The following is a 25282-nucleotide window of genomic DNA, read 5'->3' on the forward strand; positions in this document are numbered from 1 at the left end:
AGGGTGGATGCCCTCTTTTGGATTCAACCAAAAAACTTCGACGTATATGATTTTGATTGTGGATAGTGGAGCCACTAAATCCGATTGGATTGCATTGGATGAAAAAGGGAAACAATTGTTCCTTACCCAAACACTGGGATTAAGTCCAGAAGTGCTTACGCGAGAGGTGATTGAGGATAGATTGGCCAACAATTTTGAGCTTTCCAAGAACAGGGAAACAGTACGTCAGTTATATTTTTACGGAGCAGGTTGCGGTACAGACCGCATGAAAAATTTCCTAAAGGAAATTTTCAAGGACTTTTTCCCCAATGCAAAGGCAGAAGTTAGGGAAGATACCTACGCAGCTATATATGCAACTACCAATATAGGACGTCAGGGGATTGTCTGTATTTTAGGAACAGGCTCCAATTGTAGTTATTATGATGGTCATCAATTAATGCAAAAAGTAACCTCATTGGGCTACATTTTAATGGATGATGGAAGTGGTAATTTCTTCGGAAGAAAACTTTTAAGGGATTACTATTTTCATAAAATGCCACAGGATTTGGGAATCAAGTTTGCCAAAGAGTATAACCTTGAAGCAGATGTGATCAAAGAAAACTTGTACAAGCAGCCGAACCCAAACACCTATCTGGCCACTTTTGCCCGTTTCATTATCGAAAATAAAGAACACCCTTATTGCAAAGGGGTCATAGAGAAAGGATTGCAGCAATTTGTGAACAACTACATTATGCAGTTTGAATTGGCCACCAAGGTTCCCATTAGCTTTGTGGGTAGTATTGCCCACTTCCTTCAAGACGAGCTAAAAGCTTGTTTGGAAAGGAACGATCTTATTCTTGGGGTTATACGAAGAAGGCCCATAGAAGGCTTGGTAGAGTTTCACCAGCAAACTATTTAGCGGCAATCATCGAAATTTCAACATTTACAAACTTGGGGAGGTTGGCCACTTCAACAGTTTCCCTTGCTGGTGCCGTTGCAGCATCAAAGTAAGTGCCGTACACTTCGTTTATTTCAGAAAATTGATGCATGTCCTTAATGAAAATTGAGGTTTTTACCACATGTTCAAAAGTCAACCCAGCTTCGTCCAAGATGGCTTTTAGGTTTTCCATGGACTGTTTGGTTTCCTTTTTAATATCTCCCTCCACCAACTTTCCCGTAGCGGGATCAATTGGGATTTGCCCCGAAATATATAGCGTATCCTTAATCAGTACAGCTTGATTGTATGGTCCGATGGGTGCAGGGGCTTTTGGAGTATTTATGATTTTCTTCATGATGGACGGTTTTGATTCTGTTATAAGGTTTGAAGATATTTAAAATTATCTTCTGCTAAAAGGCTGACTTCTATTTTCCCATTTCAGGTCACTAAGGATGGAACTCTTTATACCAATAAAGAAATACCATCGTTCATATCTACCAAAAGGCGTCCAATCGAAACTGAGCCTAAAACTGCTTAAATCCCTTTTAAAGTTGAACCGTGTATCTGCAAAACCTTTGTTCTTTAGATCATAACCAGAGTTGAAACCAACTTCCCATTTGGGGGTTAGCTGCACGTTCCCAGAGAACATTAGGGAATGGTTGGTAATCTCTTTCTCCCTGTTTCTGTTGTTGTATGTGGCCACGTAGGTAAGTCTAACATCCCACGGAATGTCCGTTCTGTAGGTTGGACTGTCCACTTCGTCAGTGCCGGCATCATCCTTTTTAAAATGCGGTTCCCCATCACGGGCGCCCTGAAGTTCAAACGGGTTGGCACCATAATCTGGTTGCCCCTGTTGGTCATCCTCTTCTTTTTTGTCTTTGGCTCCTTTCTTGAACATTTCACTGTTCAAGGAAAAACCGGTATTTATACGCGCTGATGTCAATCGTGCCAAACCACCCCCATTTTTTATGTTCAGGGTATTTATTCTTCTACCATTGTTGTCTATGGCGTAGGGATCAAAAGTAGCGGCAAAGTTAATAGGGACTTTTTTAATGATTTCAGTGGAACCAGATAAGTTGAAAGGGCTCAACTTTAACGAATCGGCTTCAAAATTATAACTGGTTGATAGGGTAAGGTTGCTAAGGATGCTCACTTTTCTAGGTTCAGTGGCCGTTGAGTCCTTGTCCCTGACCTTGGCCTCCAAAGTATTCTGTAATGAGAAGTTAAGGGAGCTTCCCTTGCTTAACGAGGGCCTTCCATAGATACTTGTTTCATAAGGGGTATACTGTACTTCATCACCATCGCCATCTATATAGCTATCATAAAATTGTTCAAAGGAAGGCGTGTAGCTATATCCAATGGAAGGTCTCATAACATGGCGGATAGCTTGGATTTTTTTGTCCTCTCCAAAATTAAAGGTACCATATACCACGGTACCAATGCTCGCTCCTAGATTATAACGGTTAAATCGGTCAAACCCGGCAATTGTATCTGTTACAACCCTTTCTTCCTCTTCAACATATCTGCGGCGGATGGTCTCGAGTGTCCATACATCCTCATAACTTCCATTTAAGCTAACACTCAAATATTTGGCGACCTTGAAGTTGGTCCCAATAGGAATACGGTGCCTCGCCCCAATTTTGGCATCATCGAACATTTTGCTCGTAAAAAAGTCTTCCTCATTGGTAGTTATACTGTTTTGGGCGTTCACATCATACTGAAAGTTGATATTCTGCAGGATGCCTTTTTTTATTCCATCGCGTTTGGCAAATGGGAAAATACGCTCCATACTGGCTTGGAACGTTGGCAACGACATATTTATGGTTCTCTCTTCAGATCGCGTATTTTGGGTATGTGTCAAAGTTAAGCTAGTATTCACGGACGGATAGGCCGGAAATGTTTTGGAATAGCTTATGGACGAAGCAAAAGTGTTCGTTTGGGAGTTGTTTCGGTTTACTTGGTTCAGGGAGTTGGTATAGTATTGACTACTTCCCAGATTCACAGAAGCTGAAAATCGTGAATAGGGACTTGCCTTGGGATCCTGTGTATGCGTTATCCTAATATTGTAATTACTGGTACGGCTATAATCGTCGAACCCCTTTTGACTTCGGATAAGGTTCTCATAGCTAAAATTGATGTTTCCCTTAAAATTGTAACGTTTTGCGTATATGGACTGCCCTCTAAACCCATAGCTGCCATTGGTATAGAAATCTCCGGTAACACTAAGGTCTACATATTCGCTTATGGGTAGATAATACCCTCCATTCTGAAGGAAATATCCCCTTTGGGGATCATTACCAAAAGTAGGGAAGAGCAATCCGGCCACTCGCCCCGTGGTCAAAGGAAAATACGCAAATGGCAAAGCAATGGGGGTGGGAACATCCACAATATACATATTGCTATAGCCAGCAATGATTTTTTTCTTGGGCACAAACTTGGCCTTGCGAACACGGATATAATAATCTGGATCTATAGTGTCCTTTGAGGTAGTCAATTTAGCCTCACTTAGAAAGTACACGGAGTCGTTTTCCTTTTTGGTGACCTCAGCATATACCTTCATGGCATCGCTGCCCAATTGCCCAAGTCCAGCTTGTTGTTCCGTTCTGGAATTCCAGATCAACGCTTTTTGGGTGTCAAAATTAAAACGAATGGAGTCAGGGCGTACCTCATTGTCCCCTTGTTTAAAATAAGGAATTTGCGAAAAAGTACCTGTGGAATCCCTCATTCGACCGGCATAAACCTCATTTTTCACATAATCCATTACAATAACACCAGCTTTGAGTTCGGTATCTTGATAATAGATTTCTGCCTCGTCGTACAAATAAATTTTGTTATCTTTCTGGCTGAGTTTTACGTAGTCCTTGGCCTTGTATTTGATTTTATCCAACAATAAAGGCTGTTTTTGGGCTGCGGAATCCACCTCAACAGAATCAACCTCATTGGGACCTTTTAGGAAATTAGCCGGCATCAAGGGAGCTGTTATGCTATCCTGTATGGCTTTTATGGGCAAAGGCATAATAGGGTCTTCCTGAGCCACTAAGGATGCTGTGCCACAAAGAAGAACAAATAGGAAAACTAAAAGATGTTTATTTGATTGCAACGTGATAAATCCTATTTTTGTGCTGGTTTGGCTCAGTTTTTGGGCTCAAACTTACATATATTTTTTGTTCTGATTATGGCGGATTACGATATTTTTAACCAATAAGGAACACTATAATTACTCGGTTCTTATGAATAAAAGCAGGTCAACATTTTTGGTTTTTTTCCTATCAGTACTCACTTTAACGTCCTTCACCAAAAATAATACCGAATTCCCTCCCAAGGATAAATTTGTTGTTGTTTTGGATGCAGGACATGGAGGGCATGACCCGGGGAACCTTGGAAATGGGTATTTGGAAAAGGATATTGCGCTAAAAATTGTGCTGAAGGCAGGTGAGGAATTAGGCAAGCATCCGGATGTCAAAGTCGTTTATACTAGAAAGGACGACACTTTTGTTGACTTATTTAAAAGAGGGGAAATAGCCAATCAAGCCAATGCGGACCTCTTTGTATCCGTACATTGTGATTCCCATAATTCGGACGCTCATGGGGCCGGTACTTTTGTTTTGGGACTGCATGCCAACCGACAAAATTTTGAAGTGGCCAAAAAGGAAAACTCGGTAATTTACTTAGAGGACGATTACGAACAACGTTATGCGGAGTACGATATCAATTCTCCAGAGTCTGTCATTGGCCTTACCATTATGCAGGAAGAATTTTTAGACCAGAGCATTATGCTTGGAAAAAGGCTTCAAGATAATTTCACCAAACAACTCAAAAGAAAAGATAGAAAAGTAAAGCAAGCAGGGTTTATAGTGCTACATCAAACTTTTATGCCCAGTGTTTTGGTAGAAACAGGCTTTTTAACCAATAAAAATGAAGGAACTTACCTAAATTCATCAAAAGGGCAGGCTGAAATGGGAAAGGCAATTGCGGATGCAGTTTTGGCCTATAAATCGGACATTGTCAGTGGTGTGGAACCCAATACCAGTCTAGAGATTGAAGATACAGAAGTTGCAGTGGATATTCCTGAAGAAAAAAAAGATATAGCTCCTACGAAAACAGAAGAAATCAAAGAGAACAAACCACAAACAGTTGAGCGGCCGGTAACTAAAGAAGAAAAAGAAGATGTTATCCCATCGGCAGCAAGTAAATCAGATGTGGTTTTTAAAGTACAGCTTTTGGCGAGCGCCAAGAGCATTCCACTAAATGGACAAAATTTTAATGGATTGGACCAATTATCCAGAGAGCCTTTTAAAAATTTGTACAGATATATGTATGGTAACGCCCCAACTTTGGAAGAGGCCAAAAGGCTTAAGGCCAATGCAGATGCCAAGGGGTATACCACATCGTATATTGTAGCCTATAAAAACGGAAAACGCGTGCCCATTTCGCAAGCGGTAAATTAGGTTGTCCACACAATGATAGCCTTGTCAAAAATATTCCTAATTTTGTTTAAAACCATAAACCGAATCTTTTGAAACTATCCAGGGAAATCAAAACTGGGGTTATTGTGTTAGCTGGGATTTTAGCCTTTATTTTTGGGTTGAGTTACCTAAAATCCGCCTCCCTTTTTGAAAACAACAAGACTTTTCATGCTGTCTATGACAATGTGGGAGGACTGCAAGCCGGAACCCAAGTATCTATCAACGGGTTGAACGTGGGCAACGTAAACAATATTAAATTTAAGGACAGTTCAGGGAAATTGGTGGTCACTTTTACCGTCAGCAACGAATTTGAATTCTCCGAAAATAGTGTTGCAGAACTTTATGACACTGGAATTATAGGGGGGAAAGGAATCCAGATAAACCCTGTTTTTGATGACGCCCCGCGTGCAAAATCCGGAGACACCCTTACATCTAACATTAAACCAGGGATTACGGAATTGGTGCAGCAAAAACTTACTCCGTTACAGATGAAGGTTGAAGGGGCTGTTTCCAATGCCGATTCACTTTTGATGAACGTGAACCAGATTTTGGACGATCCTACAAAAAGGGAACTTAAACAAACCATAGTTGCCCTTCATGAAATGGTAAATTCTTTTAAGGGCAGTGCAGATAAACTCAATGGCCTGTTGGAAAACAACAAGGAGCAATTGGATAGTTCATTGAAGAATGTGGACAACATCACTACAAATTTCTCAAAATTGTCCGATTCATTGGCCAATGCCGGATTGGCGCAAACTGTCTCCAATTTTCAGGTTACGGTTGACCGTCTGAATACAGTTCTTGAAAAAATTGAAAAAGGGGAAGGGTCTTTGGGCAAGCTTGCCCACGATGATAAGTTGTACAATAATCTTGCGGAAGCTTCGCGAGAACTGGATTTACTGCTTCAGGACTTTAGGCTCAACCCAAAACGATATGTAAACGTATCCGTATTCGGTAAAAAACAGAAAGAGTACACCCTACCGGAAAAAGACCCTGCCGAACAGGACCAAAATTAAGATATGCAATACCTTCCCAACATTCTTTTTCTAATAGCCCTGATAGGGGGTATCGGTTTTTTTGTCAAGAATGTTAAAAAGCTCGCTAGAAACATCAAATTGGGGAAAGATGTTGATGTAAGTGACCATAAGCCACAACGATGGAGGAATATGGTTAGGATTGCATTGGGACAGAGTAAAATGGTTGTTCGCCCAGTTGCTGGGCTTATGCACATCATTGTCTATGTGGGGTTCATTATCATTAACATTGAAGTGCTCGAAATCATCCTAGATGGTATTTTGGGTACTCACAGACTGTTTTCTCCTTTAGGAGGCCTATACGATTTTCTTATCGGTTCATTTGAGGTTTTAGCACTTTTGGTCATTGTGGCCGTAACGATTTTTTGGATTCGAAGAAACATCATCAGATTGAAACGGTTCATCAAACCAGAAATGAAAGGATGGCCCAAGAAAGACGGAAACATGATTCTATACATAGAATTTGTGTTGATGGTACTTTTCTTGACCATGAATGCTGCCGATTTTCAATTACAACAATCGGGAGCAGAACATTATACCCAAGCAGGAGCCTTTCCGGTCAGTCAATTTTTATTACCCCTAATGGATGGATTGTCCATTTCCACTTTGGTTATTATAGAGCGTACCGCATGGTGGCTGCATATTTTGGGTATTTTAACTTTTTTGAACTACCTCTATTATTCAAAACATTTGCATATCCTTTTAGCGTTTCCCAACACATACTATGGGAAGGTCAAACCCCAAGGGGAATTCAATAACTTGGAGTCTGTCACCAATGAAGTAAAATTGATGATGGATCCATCGGCAGACCCTTTTGCAGCACCACCTGCTGATGCTCCAGTACCTGAGAAATTCGGGGCATCGGACGTAATGGATTTAAATTGGGTGCAATTGCTCAATGCCTATACCTGTACCGAATGTGGAAGGTGTACCTCGGAGTGTCCGGCCAATCAGACTGGGAAAAAACTATCTCCAAGGAAGATTATGATGGATACCCGAGATCGCTTGGAAGAAGTAGGAAAGGTAATGGATGCCAACAAGGGAACGTTTGTTTCGGATGGGAAACAACTCTTGGATGATTATATCAGCAGGGAAGAGTTATGGGCATGTACTACGTGTAATGCTTGTGTTCAGGCTTGCCCAGTGAGTATAGACCCTTTGTCCATTATTATGGAGATGAGGCGGTTCTTGGTAATGGAACAATCTGCCGCACCATCTGAATTGAACGTAATGATGTCCAATATAGAAAACAATGGAGCCCCTTGGCCGTACAACCAAATGGATCGTTTAAATTGGGTGAACGAATAATTTTAGGACTATGAGCGAGCAATTGACAGTAAAGACCATGCAGCAATTTATGGCGGAAGGAAAGCAGCCGGAAATATTGTTCTGGGTGGGCTCTGCTGGCAGTTATGATGATCGTGCCAAAAAGATAACCCGGGCCTTTGTAAAGTTGCTGAACAAAGCTAAGGTGGATTTTGCTGTCTTGGGATCAGAGGAAAGTTCTACTGGAGATGTGGCCAAGAGAGCTGGAAACGAGTTTTTATTCCAAATGCAGGCCATGATGAACATTCAATTGTTGAATGGCTACGAAATAAAGCGAATTGTAACCTGCGACCCGCATTCTTTCAATACCCTAAAGAATGAATATCCGGGCCTTGGTGGAAAATACGAGGTAGTGCACCATACCCAATTTCTAAAGGAATTGTTGGATTCTGGGCGTTTAACAATAGAAGGCGAGAAGTACAAAGGAAAACGCATAACCTTCCATGACCCCTGTTACCTTGGTCGTGCCAATTCAGTTTTTGAAGCTCCCAGGGACGTGCTCTCCAAAACCAATGCCGAATTGGTAGAAATGAAACGGCACAAGAGTAGGGCTTTGTGCTGCGGTGCTGGAGGGGCACAAATGTTCAAAGAACCAGAAAAGGGAGATATGGACATTAATGTTTTACGAACGAAAGATGCTTTGGAGACCCAACCCAATATTATCGCAACAGGATGCCCTTATTGCAATACCATGATGACGGATGGGATTAAAGCCCATGAGAAAGAAGATAGTGTTTCGGTCATGGATGTGGCCGAGCTTTTAGCAAACTCCATTTAGTTATGTTGACAGAATTTAAAGACCTTCCGGGTCATTCAAGAATATGGATTTATCAATCCAATAGAAGCTTTACCGATGCGGAACAGGAAGAAATTGAGGAAGCATTATCCAATTTTCTACAGCAATGGACAGCTCATGGAAGTGATTTGCATGCCGGATTTGAGATAAAATACAAGAGATTTATCATTGTAGGATTAGATCAGTCGAATGCCAGTGCTTCAGGTTGTTCCATAGATGCTTCGGTACATTTTATCCAAACTTTGGAGCAAAAATACGATGTGACATTGTTGGACAGGATGAATGTTTCCTTTAAGCAAGGAGATTATATCGCATATAAACCGTTGAAGGATTTTAAAAGAATGGCCAAAGAGAAGGCGGTATCAAAAAACACCATTGTTTTTAACAATTTGGTAGCCAGTAAACTGGAATATTTGGAGAACTGGGAAGTCCCCGCCAGTGAAAGTTGGCATGCCCGATTTGTGTAACAAAAGTCTTAAATTATCTTAATTTCAGTACATTCTTCGATGAAATGCAATATTTTTATCTGCGATAAGTTCATGTCATAGACAAGATATTTATGCGAAGAAACCTCTACTTTCCCCTTTTCTTATTCTTTTGTTTGTGCCTTAACGGTCAGAACAATCCTTTGGTCACCAAAGATTCCATTGCCCAAATGAATTGGGTGGAAAACCAATATGGACAGATGTCTCTTGAAGAACGGATTGGGCAACTGTTCATGGTGAGCATTGCTTCAAATCAAGATAAAGCTTCTACGGATAAGATTACCAAGTTGGTCAAAGAAGAAGGTATTGGTGGGGTTATTTTTTTACCGGGCAGTCCTGTTAAACAAGCCATGTTAACCAATACGTACCAATCGCAATCCAAAACTCCATTGATGATTGGGCTGGATGCGGAATGGGGGCTTGCCATGCGTTTGGATTCCACGTATGCATTTCCTTGGAACATGACCTTGGGGGCCATACAGGATAATGATATTGTTGAAAAGGTTGGGTATCAAATTGGAAAGCATGCGAAACGATTGGGAGTACATATTAATTTCGCCCCTGATTTAGATGTCAATAACAATCCACAAAACCCTATTATTGGTAACCGCTCCTTTGGAGAAGACCCTTTGAATGTAGCCCAAAAGGGAATGGCCTTTGCAAAGGGGATGGAACAGGCAGGTGTTCTGTCTTGTGGAAAACACTTTCCGGGACATGGCGATACCGCAACCGACTCCCATAAGTCGTTACCCATTATCGCTTCAGACAGGAAGCAATTGGATTCCATTGAGCTCTATCCTTTCAGTAGGGCCATTGATAGTGGTTTGAGTTCTGTGATGATTGCCCATTTGGCGGTTCCAAGCGTAGAGCAAAGAGAAGGTTTTCCCTCGTCACTTTCTAAAAATATTGTGTTGGACCTGCTTCAGAAGGAAATGGGGTTCAAGGGACTCGTTTTCACGGATGCATTGAACATGAAGGCAGTTTCTGAATTTGCCCCGGATGGCGAGGTGGAATTACAGGCATTTTTAGCTGGGAATGATATGTTGTTGATGCCCGTGAACGTAATGGCTGCCAAGCAAAAGATAGTGGAAGCCTATCGAGCAGGGACCATTACCGAGGAACGTCTTTCGCATTCCGTAAAAAAGATATTGATGGCCAAGTATAAAGCAGGCTTGTCAAACTATAAACCCGTTGTCTTGGAAAATCTCTATGAAGATTTAAACGATATAGAGAACGATGTGCTGTATGAAGAGGCTATTGAGGGAGCCATAACAGTAGTGAAGAACAACTTTTCCTTGATGCCCATCAAAAAACTGGAGAACAAGAAAATTGCCTATGTCCATTTTGGCGATGCCGAAGGCGAACCTTTTTTGGATGCGCTAAATCAATATTTTAAAGTAACAGCAATAAACGCCAAAGATTTGGCAGGGTATCGAAAGGAATTGGCGGACTATAACTTGGTCATCATAGGATTTCACAAAAGCAACCAAAACCCATGGAAAGGATATAAATTTTCCAAAAACGAGCTGTTTTGGCTTCAAGAAATATCCAGATTGCGCACCAGTAATACCATTTTAACAGTTTTTGCGAGGCCGTATGCGTTGTTGGATGTGTTGAATTTTGATGCGATTGATGGCGTGGTCATGGCTTATCAGAATAGTAAGATAGCGCAAGAAAAGGCAGCAGAGGTCATTTTTGGGGCAATTGGGGCTAATGGTAAGTTACCAGTATCAGCGCATCCTGAGTTTCCGGTAAACACAGGACAAAAAATGGAATCCTTGAAACGTTTGGGATACAGTATTCCTGAGCGGGTGGGATTAAGTTCCACAAGGCTTGCCGAAGTGGACAGTCTGGTCCATTCCGGGTTGGATTCCCTTATGTTTCCAGGAGCACAGGTCTTGGTTGCTAGAAAGGGTAAGGTAGTCTATAATAAGAGTTTTGGGAAACCCACATACGATTCTACTCAACAAGTAGATGTAAACTCTATCTACGATTTGGCTTCGCTGACTAAGATACTATCGACTCTACCCTTGATAATGAAAATGGAGGAAGAAGGGAAGATAGCCCTTAACAATACGTTTCAGGAGATGATACCCGAATATGGAGATACGGAATTAAAAGATGTTACCGTATTGAAGGCATTGTCACATTATGGTAGGCTTCCAGCGTGGATAGCTTTTTATTTGGATACTTTGACCAAGGATAGGCAACCTTCCGAAGAGTTTTATAGAGAATCACCAGCTGAGGGGTTTTCTTATCAAGTTGCGGACCACTTGTACCTTTCCAATGCCTATAAAGATTCCATTTACAACAGAATAGGTAGGCAAAGCCTAAAATCCAATAGGTACCGGTATAGCGATGTGGGCTACTATGTTTTTAAAAAGTATATAGAGGAAACTTACGGCAAATCCCTTGATGAACTGATAGATGAATTTCTATTTACGCCTATGGGCTTGCAACACACTGCCTTTAACCCATTGCACAAGTTTTCTAAAGAGGATATTGTGCCTTCAGAGGAAGATAACTATTTCCGATATCAGACCTTGCAAGGTTATGTACACGATATGGGAGCTGCCATGCAGGGTGGAGTAGGAGGACATGCGGGATTGTTCAGTACAGCCAGCGATGTGGCCAAAATCATGCAAATGTATTTACAAGGTGGATATTATGGAGGAGTACGTTTTTTGAACGACAGGACGGTGAAAAAATTCAATACCTGTTACTTCTGCAACAAAAATGTACGAAGAGGAGTGGGGTTTGATAAGCCTCAGCTAGAGGAAAAAGGACCCACTTGTGGATGTGTATCACACAAGAGTTTTGGCCATAGCGGGTTTACAGGAACCTACACATGGGCAGACCCCGATGCGGAGCTGGTGTACGTGTTTTTATCTAACCGGACCTATCCATCGGCTACCAATACCTTGTTGATTAAGTCAGGTCTTAGGACCAGGATTCAACAAGCTATTTATGATTCCATTATCAATTAAGAAACAAATATTACCGTAGCTTTGTTTTCATGAAAATTGCAATTGTTTGTTATCCCACTTTTGGAGGTAGTGGTGTTGTGGCCACCGAATTAGGTATAGCCTTGGCAGAAAGAGGGCACGAAGTACATTTTATTACCTACAAACAGCCCGTTCGTTTGGGGCTTTTGGGGAATAACATCCATTTTCATGAAGTCCATGTCCCGGAGTATCCCCTGTTCCACTACCAACCGTACGAGTTGGCCTTGTCCAGTAAATTGGTGGACACCATTAAAATGTACGATATTGAGCTTTTACATGTGCATTACGCTATTCCGCATGCTTATGCAGGGTACATGGCCAAAAAAATGCTTCAGGAGTATGGGATTTTTATCCCTATGATCACAACCCTGCACGGAACAGATATTACCCTAGTGGGGAAACACCCGTTTTACAAACCTGCGGTTACCTTCAGTATCAATAAATCGGATGTCGTCACTTCGGTATCCGAAGCCTTGAAGAAAAGTACCTTGGAGATTTTTGATATTGAGAAGGAGATAGAAGTTATCCCGAATTTCGTTGAAAAATCAAAATATAGTACGGAATATACAGATTGCCAGCGTTCGCTGATGGCCAAGGATAATGAGCGGATTATAACACATATCAGTAATTTTAGAAAAGTGAAGCGCATCCCAGATGTGATTCGCGTGTTTGACCGTATTCAGAAAAAGCTGCCTGCAAAACTTATCATGGTAGGCGAAGGACCTGAAAAGGAAAGGGCCGAACAAATGTGTGATGATCTTGGCTTAAAGGAAAAGGTATTGTTCTTGGGGAATAGTACCGAGATTGACAGAATTCTGTGCTTTTCAGATTTGTTTTTATTGCCTTCGGAAACAGAAAGCTTTGGTTTGGCAGCCTTGGAAGCCATGATCAATAAGGTTGCTGTGGTCTCTAGCAATACTGGTGGAATTCCCGAAGTAAATATTGATGGGGTGTCCGGCTTTTTGTCCGATGTTGGAGATGTGAACGACATGGCCAGCAAGGCCTTGCAAATTTTAGGGGATACCAAAACTTTGGAGAAGTTCAAGCAAAATGCTTACAATGTGGCCTCCAAATTTGATATTGTCAATATATTGCCACTTTATGAGGAGATATATGAAAAGGCCTACAATTCCCGCTTTAAAAATACAGTCTGATTTATGAAATTCCTTTGGTCTTCCTTATTGTTGATATGTTTACTTTCCTGTAAGGCCCAGTCCTTGTATGGTGAAAAAATGGAAGATTTGATTTTAATTGCCCAAGATGGTTATAGTGGCATTTCGGAATATGAAACAAGTGTCATAAAGGACAAAAAATCCCTGAACAAGTTTTATGCACAAATCAATAAGACGCGAAAACCAGGACTTCCGGTACCTACAGTCGACTTTTCAAAGGAAATGCTTCTAGTGGTCTGTTTGGGAGAGATTCAAGGGCAAAGGGACCCAATGTTATCACAAATTGAACAAACGGATGATGTACTTTCAATCGCCGTGGAACTCTCAACAATAAAGAAAAGTACCGAAAACAGTCAAGTTATCTCCTATCCTTTTTATGTCTACAAAATGCCACTTGTTTCAAAAGAGATCAGTTTTAAAAAGATTGGGTGGTAAATAACGAAAGATTCCTTTTTTATTGCGTCTTGTCGAAAATTAAAGCACTTGAAAGTGCAAAATTCACCTTTTTGTATAGTTAACATAGCTTTGTTAACGATAACCTCAAATCAATTATCATGAATACTTCAAAACCGGCCCTTGCGGTATTGGTATGCTTCTTCGCATTGACCATCTCTGCACAGGATATCCAAATGACCAAGAAAGACAGTATTGTACAGAGCTATTGGTTGGTTTCTTTGGGAACCAATATGGTGGATGACTCAGGCCACGAATTTAGCAGGCTTTTTGACATAGAGAATGCTTGGAACATGGTTCCATACCCGTCCAGAATAAGCGTAGGCCGTTATTTTAAGAACGGGCTTGGACTTGAGGCTATTGGAAGCTATAATAAATACAAGGAAGGAAAAATCATCGATAGGGCCATTAACCCTGAAGATGTAGATTACTTTGGATTGGATTTTAGGGTAAGTTATGATCTTAACATGATTTTGGGAGAAACTGGTTTTTTTGACCCTTACATTGGGATTGGTGCAGGATACACCGATGCAAATAACCAGGGTAGGGGAACTTACAACGCTACATTAGGTTTTAGGACCTGGTTCTCCGATCACTGGGGATTGGACTTCAACACTACAGGGAAGTGGGCCATGAGCATTGACAATGCAACAAACCACATACAGCATGCTTTGGGCGTAGCTTACAGATTTGAGGTCGAAAAAGGGCTTTCCAGAAAGGGACTGGAAAAATTGGCCTTGTTGGAAGAGATGGAAAAAGAACAGCAACGAGTGCAAGATTCCATTGCAAAGGCAGAGGAAGAAGCACGTTTGCTTGCTGAGCGTTTACAGAGAGAGAAAGAAGCTGCTGAACTCGCCGCCGCCGAAAAAGCTAAAAAAGCGGCAGAGGATGCAAGAAGGGCAGCACTTCAAAATAAAATCAACGATTTGGGCAATGTATACTTCAGGTTAAATTCCTCTTATCTGACTACCAAGGATAAAGAACTATTGGATGAGCTTGTTGCCATTATGGAAAGTGAGCCCGGATTGAATATCAGAATTACGGCGCATACAGACTCCAGAGGAACCCATACCTATAACCAATGGCTGTCCGAAAGAAGGGCAGAACGGACAGTGGAATACGTGATTTCCAAAGGTATTTTTGAAGAGCGAATTGAGCATGAAGCCTTTGGTGAAACACAATTGGTGAACGATTGTAAAGATGGGGTGCGTTGTACCGAAGAGCAGCATTCAAAGAATAGAAGATCAGAGTTTTTAATAATCAAGATGTAAAATATAAATCTCAACTGCATAAAAACCATAAACATTCGTTTATGGTTTTTATGGTTAATGGAGATTAGCAATAACAGGAATAAGTTGATTAACTTCACCCAAATTTGATTTAAACCCAACCTCATATAATGTTGAACAAGGGTATCCACTTCCTAATTAAACACAAGGTCATTGTTCTCGTATGGATCGCACTGATCATTTTCTTCGGAGTGGTTACATCACCATTTAAGTTTGGTACAGATATTTTTCCCAGCAATCCTGTCAGTGTTGATGCCATACCAAATATTGGCGAAAACCAACAAATTGTTTTTACCCGTTGGGATGGTCAATCTCCCCAGGATATCGAGGATCAGATCAGTTACCCCTTAACATCTAGTTTTTTGGGGATTCCAGGGGTCAAATCCATTCGGAGTACCTCTATGTTTGGGTTTTCTAGTGTCTACATCATTTTTGAGGACGATGTAGAGTTTTATTGGTCCCGGACGAGAATCCTAGAAAAACTGAACACTTTACCCAAAGAATTGCTTCCGGAAGGAGTGCAGCCTAAATTAGGACCAGATGCCACTGCTTTGGGACAAATTTATTGGTATACACTAGAAGGAAGAAACCCCGAAGGAAAGGTCACAGGGGGATGGAATTTACAGGAACTCCGTAGCATTCAGGACTTTTATATCAAAAATGCGTTGGCTTCCACCACGGGGGTTTCAGAAGTAGCTTCCGTAGGAGGTTTTGTAAAGGAATACCATATCGATGTTGACCCAGAAGCTATGCGGCAGTATGGCATCTCATTGAACCAAGTGGTTGATGCTGTGAAAAAGAGCAACAAGAGTAGTGGTGCCCAGACCTTGGAAATCAACCATACAGAATACTTTGTCAGGGGCTTGGGGTATGTTACTTCCACAGAGGATATTGAAAACACAAGTGTCTCTGTAAAAAATTTCACCCCGGTTTTGATCAAGGACATAGCCAAAGTTTCCTTGGGCCCCGCCGAAAGAAGGGGGATTTTAGACAAAGAAGGGGCTGAAGTTGTAGGAGGAGTGGTTACGGCACAATACGGGGCGAACCCTATGCAGGTGACTCAAAATCTTACTGCCCAAATTGATAAAATAAGCAAGGGATTGCCCAAAAAGACATTGGAAGATGGTACCATATCCCAGTTGACCATTGTACCCTTTTACGATAGATCCGTCTTAATACATGAAACCCTGGACACCTTGGGCGATGCCCTTCTTTTTGAAATCATTATAGCGATTTTGGTGGTCATTGTTATGCTGCGAAGTCTAAAAGCCTCATTTTTGGTTTCCGGATTATTACCTTTGGCCGTCCTTAGTGTTTTCATTGCTATGAAAATAGCCAATGTTGAAGCCAATGTTGTGGCATTATCAGGAATTGCCATTGCCATTGGAACTTTGGTGGATATGGGCATTGTCCTTGCCGAGAATATTACCAGACATCTTAGGGCCAACCCTGAACAAAATGTACAAACAACGATTCTCAATGCTTCAAATGAAGTTTCCGGAGCCCTACTAACGGCTGGCTTAACCACTATAGTGAGTTTCATACCTGTTTTTACCTTAACAGGGGCAGAGGGAAAGTTGTTTATTCCTTTGGCTTTTACTAAAACTGTTGCGTTGTGCGCTGCCATTGGCTTGGCTCTTTTTGCCCTACCCCCTGTGGCTGCAATCATAATGACCAAGAAAAAGGAACGCCGAAATGTTCCGTTCCTATCAATTTTATTGATTGTTCTTGGGGCAATATCCCTAGTTTCTGGATTTTACCTTGTGTTGACATTCATTGCATTGTTCGGACTGTTGAAGCTACTTGTTCACTACAATATTTTAGATAAGGAGTTCCAAAAGTACATTCCATATGGTGTGATGTTATTATTCATTATAACCATGTTGGCAGTGTATTGGAGACCGTTGGGATTCTCACATAACCTGATACTTAATGGCCTGTTTGTTTTACTCCTCATTGGTTTGGTGTTGTTGCCGTTAATGCTTTTTATCACAAAGTATGAGGATATGTTGCAATGGGTGTTACGGAACAAATGGATCAGTGTTTCCATCCCATCATTTTTTGTGATATTGGGATTGGGCATTATGCTGAATATGGGGAAAGAATTTATGCCTAGCTTGGAAGAAGGCGATTTTCTTCTGATGCCTACTTCGCTTCCACATGCTGGTGTTTCAGAGAATCAACAGGTATTGAAAAAATTGGATATGGCCGTAGCCGCAATACCAGAAGTGGGCAATGTGGTTGGTAAAGCTGGTCGAGTGGAATCACCGCTGGATCCCGCTCCGTTATCCATGTATGAAAACTTAATTTCGTATAAGCCCGAATATATTTTGGACCCAGAAGGTACTCCTTTGCGTTTTGAGGTAAATGAGGAAGGACTCTTTAAAACAAAGGAAGGAAATTTTATAGCTTCTGGTGAAGATGTATCCCAAAGCGATTTAATTCTGGACAGGGGAGGGGAGTATTACCGAAATTGGAGACCGCATATTAAAAATGTGGATGATATTTGGCAAGAAATTTCCAAAGCAACCCAACTACCAGGAGTAACTTCCGCTCCTAAACTCCAACCCATAGAAACCCGTTTGGTAATGCTTCAGACAGGAATGAGGGCGCCAATGGGCATCAAGGTCAAAGGACAAAACTTAAAGGATGTGGAAGCCTTTGCCTTGGAGTTGGAAAAACAATTGAAGACGTTAGATGGTATTATCCCAGAGTCTGTCTTTGCTGATAGGATTACAGGGAAACCCTATATTCTTTTTGATATTGACCGCCAGAAAATAGCCAGATATGGACTGTCCATAGAAGATGTTCAACAAACTTTGGAAGTAGCAGTTGGAGGGAAGACCCTTTCCAATAGTATTGAAGGTAGGGAACGCTATGCGTTACGGGTACGTTACCCAAGAGAATTGCGTGGAACCCCGGAAGATTTGGCGTCGGTCTACATGACTTTGTCCAATGGGTCCACAATTCCTCTTACGGAGTTTGTTGAAGTAAAGTACCAAAGAGGGCCCCAGAGTATAAAAAGTGAGGATGGTTTTTTGGTGAGCTATGTCATCTTTGATAAAAAAGGGGACATCTCCGAAGTTACGGCTGTTGAGGAGGCCAAAACCACCTTACAAGAGTTGGAGGATAAAGGAGAACTTGTTGTTCCAGATGGTGTGCATTACGTGTTTAGCGGAACTTATGAAAACCATATCCATTCTCAAAAAACATTGCAATTTGTAGTACCTGCCGTGCTTTTACTCGTTTTTGTTTTGCTATACCTGCAATTTAGGTCGGTTTCCATATCGTTCATGGTTTTTTCTGGAGTGGCAGTGGCTTTTGCAGGAGGATTTATCATGTTGTGGCTGTATGGTCAAAATTGGTTTTTGGATATTCAGATGGGATCGATAAACATTAGGGAACTGCTCAATGTTGGAACAGTGAATCTGAGCGTGGCCGTTTGGGTTGGTTTTATAGCTCTTTTTGGGATAGCTACAGATGATGGGGTTGTCATGGCCACTTATTTAAACCAATCATTTCAAGATAAGCCTTTGAACAGTAAGGATGCCATTAGAAGTGCCGTAATAGAGGCTGGTAAAAGACGCGTTAAACCATGTTTAATGACCACAGCTACAACCATTTTGGCTCTACTGCCTGTGTTGACGTCAGATGGTAAGGGAGCCAATATTATGATTCCAATGGCCATTCCGGCACTTGGGGGCATGTTCATGGCATTGATTACGCTCTTCGTCGTACCTGTTCTGTATTGTTGGCAAAAAGAGGTAACTTTAAATAGTGCAAAAACCGAACTTTAATATGTTGAAGAGAATTGGCACATACACATTGTTGACGGCCTTGGGATTACTTTTGGGTTATCTTGTTTTCAGCAAGAATGACACTCAAGGCAAAACCACGGAAAACCTTGTTGCAGAAAAAAGTGGTGTGTGGACGTGCTCTATGCATCCACAAGTAGATGGTAAGGAAAATGGAAAATGTCCGCTTTGTGCCATGGATCTGGTCTTTGTCAAAAATGAGATGGCGGATATGTCCATGAATCAATTTAAAATGTCTGAAAGCGCTTTGGCTCTTTCCAATATCCAAACCGTTAGGGTGGGCTCCCCAGAACATCACGAAGCAACCATACATTTGTCAGGACTTATTGCAACAAACAGGGAAACCGATGCGATACAGACCACACTTTTTGATGGGCGAATAGATAAATTGTATCCAGATTATGTAGGTAAGAAAATAGTGAAAGGCCAAGAAATCGGGTTTATATATTCTCCAGAACTCTATTTGGCCCAAGATAAGCTCATCACATCTGCTTCCTACAGGGGCACACATGAAAAACTGTTCAACGCGGCCAGGAATACACTAGGTCTATGGAAAATGACCGATGCACAGATTGATGCCGTTTTGGAAAGCGGTAAGCCAATGATGAATTTTCCACTATATGCCGATGTAACGGGTACGGTAACGGAGGTTTTGGCATCTGAAGGAAAATACTATTCCCAAGGCGACCCTCTTTTTAAAATATCGGATTTGCGAACGGTTTGGGCAGTATTGGACAGCTATGAAAGTCAATTGGAATTGTTGGAAGTAGGCCAAGAGTTGGAAATACGTCCAAAAGGACTCCCTAACAGGGCCATTAAAACAAAAATAGATTTTATCGAACCTGTCATGGACAAGGAAAAGAGAACAGTCTCTGTAAGGGCTGTCTTGGATAATCGAAGCGGAAAGTTGAGACCGGGAACCTTTATAGAAGCCACAGTATCGGCAAAATTACCGGAAGATGTTATCCGAATACCCAAATCTGCGGTACTCTGGACAGGTAAGCGCTCTGTGGTCTATAAACAACCCATGGATGGAAAACCTGTTTTTGAAATGGTCGAAGTGGAATTGGGACACATGGCCAATGGAGAATATGAAGTTTTGGATGGATTAAAAAATGGGGACATTGTAGTGGCTGAAGGAACATTCACTGTTGATGCAGCCGCCCAGTTGAATGGAAAAAAATCCATGATGTCTTTAGAGCATGTTGAAGGAAAAAATCTTGAAAAGACAATGGACCATCCGGGACATCAAAACAAAGATATGCCCATGACCATTGGTCTTGAAGGGGATTTTGCGCCATTCATGGATGGCTATATCGATTTAAAGGATGCTTTGGTGGCCACTGATGCAAACCAAGCCAAGGATAAGGCAAAAGCTTTGTTGGTGCTTTTTACCAATGACAATTCAATTTTGAAAAATTCCCACGGGGAAGGTTTTACGCATATTAAGACCCATTTACAAAATATTGGACGAGCCAAGGATATTACTGAGCAGCGGTATGAGTTTAAGTATCTTTCGGAATCTTTGATAGCTCTGTTGCCAGCGATATCAAATTCCACAAATACGTTATATGTGCAGCACTGTGATTGTGCTGACAATTTTAAGGGAGGAAGCTGGGTCAGCTACCAAGAGAATATTTTAAATCCCTATTTTGGTGATGCCATGTTAACCTGTGGAAGAGTAGAACAGGTCTTGGCCAAATAAGTCAATCTTATATTGAAACCAAGCCACTGCCATTCCACAAAACTCAATTCCCGATAAACTTATCCAAAATATTGGCAGTTATTTTTTCCGCTTGTTCGGAACGATAACTTTTACGCAATGTTCCCACATTGAAATCATCAAGTCCCCAAGACCACTGCATACTACCGGTTGAAAAAACCATGGCACCGCTATCTGCCTTGTAGAGGGTCATGTTGGACACAATATTTTTGGAATAGTAAATCTTTAAAAACCAAAGAATCATTACCAGAGCGCCCAACCCAATTAAGGCCAATAAGAAAGGTAGACCAATAAACTTAATGAAAACAAAACTTCCAAATCCACCTAAAACTAGCATAACGGCCAATAAGGCTTTGTTTCCAATTCGGACACCTATTAATTTTTCACCTACGGATTTAAATATTCCAGCAATTTTGGCGCCCATATAGGTGAGGATGTACTTGGTGTTGTACTCATCTATCTTTTTTGCTGGGGTGGCGCCTAAAATTTCCACGTTCGAAGGGGAATCACCACAAACAGAATCCACTTCATATCCCAATAGGCCTTTTAGGGTATCACCATTTTTCAGACCGGTTCCCTCAAAGATCCAATGTTGGGCATTGGAGACTTTAATATCACCAATCACTGGGTCGGCAATATACTGTACCCCAATAATTTCAGCTTCACCCTTAAGCTCCTTGATATCCCTGTAATTTAGGGTGCTTCTTTCCCCTTTTATGGGGTCCATGTCGGAATCTTTATAGCAGACCATGGTTCTTGGTTCTTCTTGATCTGAATCTTTTTCAAACCGTACTTGCCAGAACATGGAATTGGAGGAGAAAAAAGTAAGGTTTGTTCCTTGATTTCTAGCGTTTTCCACATTTTTCCGCATTTCGTAAGACCAATATTCATCATGTCCTTGGGATAAAAAAACTTTGGTGGAAAGTAACTGCTCAGGTCTTTCATGTGTATCCAAACTTGTAGTATAGCCCAGATGATAACCTTGTCTTTCCAACCATCGTACCATATTATAATCCCAAGCAGCACTATTTATTGGGTATCCATGGGTGGTAACGGGTTGTACATTGGTCAAAAATTCCCCTGCACCCATGCCAAACGCTGCTGAGGGATTGTTACTGGCAATATAGGGACGGTCAAAGGACACTTTACTTGCTCTTGCCCCATCAATGGTTCCCCATTCCGTATCAGAACCACTTCCCCAATCATATAGCGATTTACCACCCCAAAAATTATAGGCTTGGTAGGTGGTTACGGGCAATTGGAACAAAACATCATTTGGCTCAGCGTCGTTTCGTACAACAAAAATGATATAGCTTTGCTTGTTTTCCTTTAATTCTTCAAGCTTTACCAAATAAACACCTGCGGTCCATGCTTGTTCAATGTTTAGCGCATATGATGCTGTCCAATCACATTTTACCATTCCGGTTTCTGGATCGGCAATTATTTTTTCCTGATGACTCCCTTTCAGCGTTATCGGTTCCAAAACTTGCCTAGCGCCCTTGCCATTGTACCACCCCATTCGGAAAACTGTAAGGGAAAACTGTTCAGATTTTGTGCTAACGAATAGTGCAATGGACTCTCCATAAGTTACACTGGCTCTAGAAGCATATCCTTCAATCTCACGATGTATGGCAGGTTGGGTCAACCCCCAGTTTTCATCTCCTTCTTTTTGATTTTCAATAATTATGGGATTGTTGGCGGACATGTATGACAATGGGTTTAAAGAGGTTGTTATAGTTGTTGATAGATGTTTTTATACCATTTTTGAAAACAGTAATAGGCCCAAACACTGTAGGTACTGTCTTTTTTTCCTGTAATGTGGTCATTGACCAGCGTATTTACATAGTCAATATTGAAAAGGCCTTGGCGGGCCAAAAAGTCCGGTTCAATATAGGACAAAAGTTCTTTTTTGAGATTGGAACGTAGCCAATCACCCACAGGAGAACCGAATCCTTGTTTTCCACGCTCCAGAAAATTTTCCGGGAATTCGTCCTTGAAAGCTTCTTTTAAAATATGCTTTTTGCTCCATCCCTTCATTAGGTATTCTTCTGGAAGGCTATTGGCAAAATGCCAAATCTCCTTGTTTAAAAATGGAGCCCTGCATTCCAAGGAATTTTGCATACTGGTTCTATCCACTTTGGCCAGCATACCCCCATCCAAGCTCAAAAACTTATCCACATACCTAAAATCATGCACCGATCGTGGGTTTTGTATGTTATGCCGGTCCATATAACTTTTAAAGATATTGGAATCATGGATCTCATTCAGGAGTAGTTTTTTTGCTTGTTCCGAGGTGTTGGCAAGAGAAATGATATCCCAGTAAAATTGCCCATTGTAATCTATGGAATTGAGCAGCTTGTTGATTTTGAACTTAAGCCCTCTTTGGTCGTTGTTGCTTTTCAATAGCTTGGAACCAATGCCCATAAAAGCAGAATGGATACCCTTGGGAACCAATCGGGTATATCTTCGGTTGAGCTTGCCAATATAGTATTTGTTGTACCCTCCGAACATCTCGTCCCCTCCATCCCCGGTGAGGGCAACGGTAACGCGCTCCCTAGTTTTTTTTGAGACCAAATGGGTGGGAAGGGCAGCAGTATCGGAAAAGGGTTCATCAAAATTGATGATGATTTCATGGATGCTGTCCTTTAAATCGTTTTCCCCAATGATAAACTCGTTATGGTTGCTGTTGATGAGCTTGGAGACAACCCTGGATTTATCGGTTTCATCAAAAGATTTTTTTTCAAAACCAATTGAAAAAGTGTTGATTTTTTCCTCCTTGCATTGGGCAAGACATAGTGAGATAATGGATGAATCCACACCTCCCGACAGAAAAGTCCCCAGGGGAACATCTGAAATAGATCGTGAACCCACACTTTCTTTTACAAGCTCTTTTGTTGTGTTCTTTGCCGTATTGAAATCAATGGAGCTTTTTTGGGACAGTTTATCAGGTTCTATTTGATGAGTGCTATAGGTATGGGTTCCCAAATCATATTCGATATAATGATTAGCCTCCAGTTTATGCACATTTTCATAGATGGTAAACGGAGGGGGGATATAGGTAAGCCTAAAAAAAAGATTTACCCCAGTGGCACTTATTTTAGGTTTCTCTTCCAAGTAAGGCACCAATGACTTAAGTTCAGATGCCCAGATAAACTGATTGTCCGATTTGGAGTAATACAGTGGTTTCTCCCCAAAAAAGTCTCGGGCAATAAAAACTTTTCCCCTTTCATTGTCATGAATACTGAACGCAAACATTCCATCCAACTTTTTAAAAGAGGATTCCCCTTCCAACTCATATAATTTTAGGATGACTTCGGTATCACTCTTTGTTTTAAAAGTGACTCCCTTGGATTGCAATTCATTTCGTAGGACTTGATAGTTGTATATTTCCCCATTAAACACAATGGTAATGGTACCGGAATCGTTTGAAATGGGTTGCTTTCCTGTAGAAAGGTCAATAATGGACAATCGCCTCATTCCCATGGCCAACGCATAGTTGCCGGTAGTCTTGCAAAAAACACCATCATCATCCGGACCTCTATGGAAAATGAGATCGTTCATGGTATTTATTTGCGCCTTCAGTTCTGTATTACCAGGGTCGCTTTTTTTTATAAAACCGTTAATACCGCACATGGTTGGCTAAGTTTATTTGTGAACAAATTCTTTAAATTCCGTATAAATATTGCTTAAATGATACTTTTTGGCTCGTTCCAGGGCCAAACGACCATATTTCTCCCTCTCATTTGGATTTGAATGAAGAAACTCCAAAGCTTTTGCCAATGCAATGGCATCACCGTTGTTGATAAGGATACCGTATTTGGCTTTGTAAAATTCTTCATTGGAAATTTGTACCGGTTCATTGTCGTTGAGCAATTCCAAAGGCCCTGAAAGACAGTTGGTGGATATACTGGGCAACCCTACGGCAAGTGCTTCGAGCAGCGCATTGGGAAAACCTTCAGTATTGGAAGACAAGACAAAGCAGTGACTGTTGGCCAAGTAATCATTTACATTTTTCTTCCGTCCCACTAAATGCACTTTCTTTTCCAAGCCTAGATCATTGGCTTCCTGTTCCAATGTTTCATGCAAATCACCCACACCCAAAATCTCAAGTTCCACGTCTGGAAGGTTCAGTTTATCCAAAGCTTCGATGATGATACGTTGGTTTTTCCTCACATTCAAAGACCCAACGTTTATTACCTTAAAGACATCTTCCGTTTTACCCAAAGAAATGGGGTCAATGGTGGTCGAAGGAACTTCAATGGGATTGTAAACTACATCCATTGGAATCTTGATATTGAAATTTTCCTCTAAATCCTTGTTGATATAAACAGAATTTGAAAAAAGCCTATCCGCTTTATTATATAGAATAGGGTAGAAAACCTTGGCTATTCCCAAAGACAACTTACTTGTGGTATTGTCTGAAGGAAACCCCCGCTCACTGATCAGAATTTTCACATTCCTGTTAAAAATACCTATGATTCCGTTCACCAAATTGGGAAAAGGAAGAAAAGATACTGCATATTGGATTTGCTTTCTTTTAACGATAGATCGGTATTTGAAGATAAATCGAAATAAATCCGCTATTTTTTGATAGTATCTGCGGTCCGGTCCTTTTTGGGACAACAGTATGGTATCTACCTCTTTGGGAATGGGAAAGTGAATCTCATTGTAAAAAAGAATGAGGGTCACATTGTAATCCTTTATAAGTTCCTTGAGCAGTAGGCTAATGACTTTTTCAGCACCGCCACTGGTAAAACTTATATCAAGTATGCTGAGGTTTGGTTTGGACGAATCCATTTAAA

General features: G+C 41.2%; 17 protein-coding genes. 12 read left to right on the forward strand and 5 right to left on the reverse strand.

Annotated features, from left to right (window positions below; genetic code table 11):
• Positions 1-46 precede the first annotated feature (46 nt).
• The gene (locus EZV76_RS13460; protein WP_136567091.1) at positions 47-898 is read left to right on the forward strand and encodes an N-acetylglucosamine kinase; all 852 of its coding nucleotides are present in this window, start codon (positions 47-49) and stop codon (positions 896-898) included.
• Here EZV76_RS13460 and EZV76_RS13465 read toward each other — a convergent pair.
• Together EZV76_RS13465 and EZV76_RS13470 are read right to left on the reverse strand one after the other, a co-directional pair.
• Positions 891-1271, reverse strand: a complete 381-nt coding sequence (locus EZV76_RS13465) for a RidA family protein (RefSeq protein WP_136567092.1) — start codon at positions 1269-1271, stop codon at positions 891-893. The two genes, EZV76_RS13460 and EZV76_RS13465, sit on opposite strands and share 8 nt — an antisense overlap.
• 45 nt (positions 1272-1316) lie before the next feature.
• On the reverse strand, positions 1317-4016 hold the full coding sequence (locus tag EZV76_RS13470) for a putative LPS assembly protein LptD (RefSeq protein ID WP_136567093.1): 2700 nt from the start codon (positions 4014-4016) through the stop codon (positions 1317-1319).
• Positions 4017-4146: 130 nt separating this feature from the next.
• Here EZV76_RS13470 and EZV76_RS13475 point away from each other — a divergent pair, with 130 nt between their 5' ends.
• From EZV76_RS13475 to EZV76_RS13525, 11 genes are all read left to right on the forward strand, one after another.
• Entirely contained in the window at positions 4147-5364 is a 1218-nt protein-coding gene (locus tag EZV76_RS13475; protein ID WP_136567094.1) for an N-acetylmuramoyl-L-alanine amidase family protein, read from the forward strand.
• 68 nt (positions 5365-5432) lie between these two features.
• A complete protein-coding gene (locus EZV76_RS13480) occupies positions 5433-6398 on the forward strand; it encodes an MlaD family protein (RefSeq protein ID WP_136567095.1) in 966 nt (321 codons plus the stop codon).
• A gap of 3 nt (positions 6399-6401) precedes the next feature.
• On the forward strand, positions 6402-7724 hold the full coding sequence (locus EZV76_RS13485; RefSeq protein ID WP_136567096.1) for a 4Fe-4S dicluster domain-containing protein: 1323 nt from the start codon (positions 6402-6404) through the stop codon (positions 7722-7724).
• A gap of 10 nt (positions 7725-7734) precedes the next feature.
• The gene (locus EZV76_RS13490) at positions 7735-8520 is read left to right on the forward strand and encodes a (Fe-S)-binding protein (RefSeq protein WP_136567097.1); all 786 of its coding nucleotides are present in this window, start codon (positions 7735-7737) and stop codon (positions 8518-8520) included.
• A 2-nt stretch (positions 8521-8522) separates the two neighbouring features.
• On the forward strand, positions 8523-9005 hold the full coding sequence (locus tag EZV76_RS13495) for an ABC transporter ATPase (RefSeq protein ID WP_136567098.1): 483 nt from the start codon (positions 8523-8525) through the stop codon (positions 9003-9005).
• Positions 9006-9097: 92 nt separating this feature from the next.
• Positions 9098-12010, forward strand: coding sequence for a serine hydrolase domain-containing protein (locus EZV76_RS13500; RefSeq protein WP_136567099.1), 2913 nt, complete (start codon positions 9098-9100; stop codon positions 12008-12010).
• 29 nt (positions 12011-12039) lie between these two features.
• Positions 12040-13182, forward strand: a complete 1143-nt coding sequence (bshA, locus tag EZV76_RS13505) for an N-acetyl-alpha-D-glucosaminyl L-malate synthase BshA (protein WP_136567100.1) — start codon at positions 12040-12042, stop codon at positions 13180-13182.
• Positions 13183-13185: 3 nt separating this feature from the next.
• Positions 13186-13635, forward strand: coding sequence for a hypothetical protein (locus EZV76_RS13510; RefSeq protein WP_136567101.1), 450 nt, complete (start codon positions 13186-13188; stop codon positions 13633-13635).
• A 119-nt stretch (positions 13636-13754) separates the two neighbouring features.
• Complete coding sequence (locus EZV76_RS13515) at positions 13755-14924, forward strand: OmpA family protein (protein ID WP_136567102.1); 1170 nt, start codon at positions 13755-13757, stop codon at positions 14922-14924.
• 128 nt (positions 14925-15052) lie between these two features.
• Positions 15053-18739, forward strand: a complete 3687-nt coding sequence (locus tag EZV76_RS13520) for an efflux RND transporter permease subunit (protein WP_136567103.1) — start codon at positions 15053-15055, stop codon at positions 18737-18739.
• A gap of 1 nt (position 18740) precedes the next feature.
• Positions 18741-20462, forward strand: a complete 1722-nt coding sequence (locus tag EZV76_RS13525; protein WP_136567104.1) for an efflux RND transporter periplasmic adaptor subunit — start codon at positions 18741-18743, stop codon at positions 20460-20462.
• Positions 20463-20505: 43 nt separating this feature from the next.
• On the opposite strand, the gene EZV76_RS13530 is transcribed toward EZV76_RS13525, so the two are convergent.
• Genes EZV76_RS13530 through EZV76_RS13540 form a run of 3 tightly spaced genes read right to left on the reverse strand, consistent with a single transcriptional unit; the run spans position 20506 to position 25277 of the window.
• On the reverse strand, positions 20506-22185 hold the full coding sequence (locus EZV76_RS13530) for a N,N-dimethylformamidase beta subunit family domain-containing protein (RefSeq protein ID WP_136567105.1): 1680 nt from the start codon (positions 22183-22185) through the stop codon (positions 20506-20508).
• 26 nt (positions 22186-22211) lie between these two features.
• Positions 22212-24113: an asparagine synthase (glutamine-hydrolyzing) gene (gene asnB / locus EZV76_RS13535; protein ID WP_136567106.1), complete on the reverse strand. Its 1902-nt coding sequence runs from the start codon at positions 24111-24113 to the stop codon at positions 22212-22214.
• Between the two features lie 12 nt (positions 24114-24125).
• Complete coding sequence (locus EZV76_RS13540) at positions 24126-25277, reverse strand: glycosyltransferase (RefSeq protein WP_136567107.1); 1152 nt, start codon at positions 25275-25277, stop codon at positions 24126-24128.
• Positions 25278-25282: the final 5 nt, after the last annotated feature.

The organism is Flagellimonas alvinocaridis (assembly GCF_004916895.1).
Lineage (GTDB): Bacteria > Bacteroidota > Bacteroidia > Flavobacteriales > Flavobacteriaceae > Flagellimonas > Flagellimonas alvinocaridis.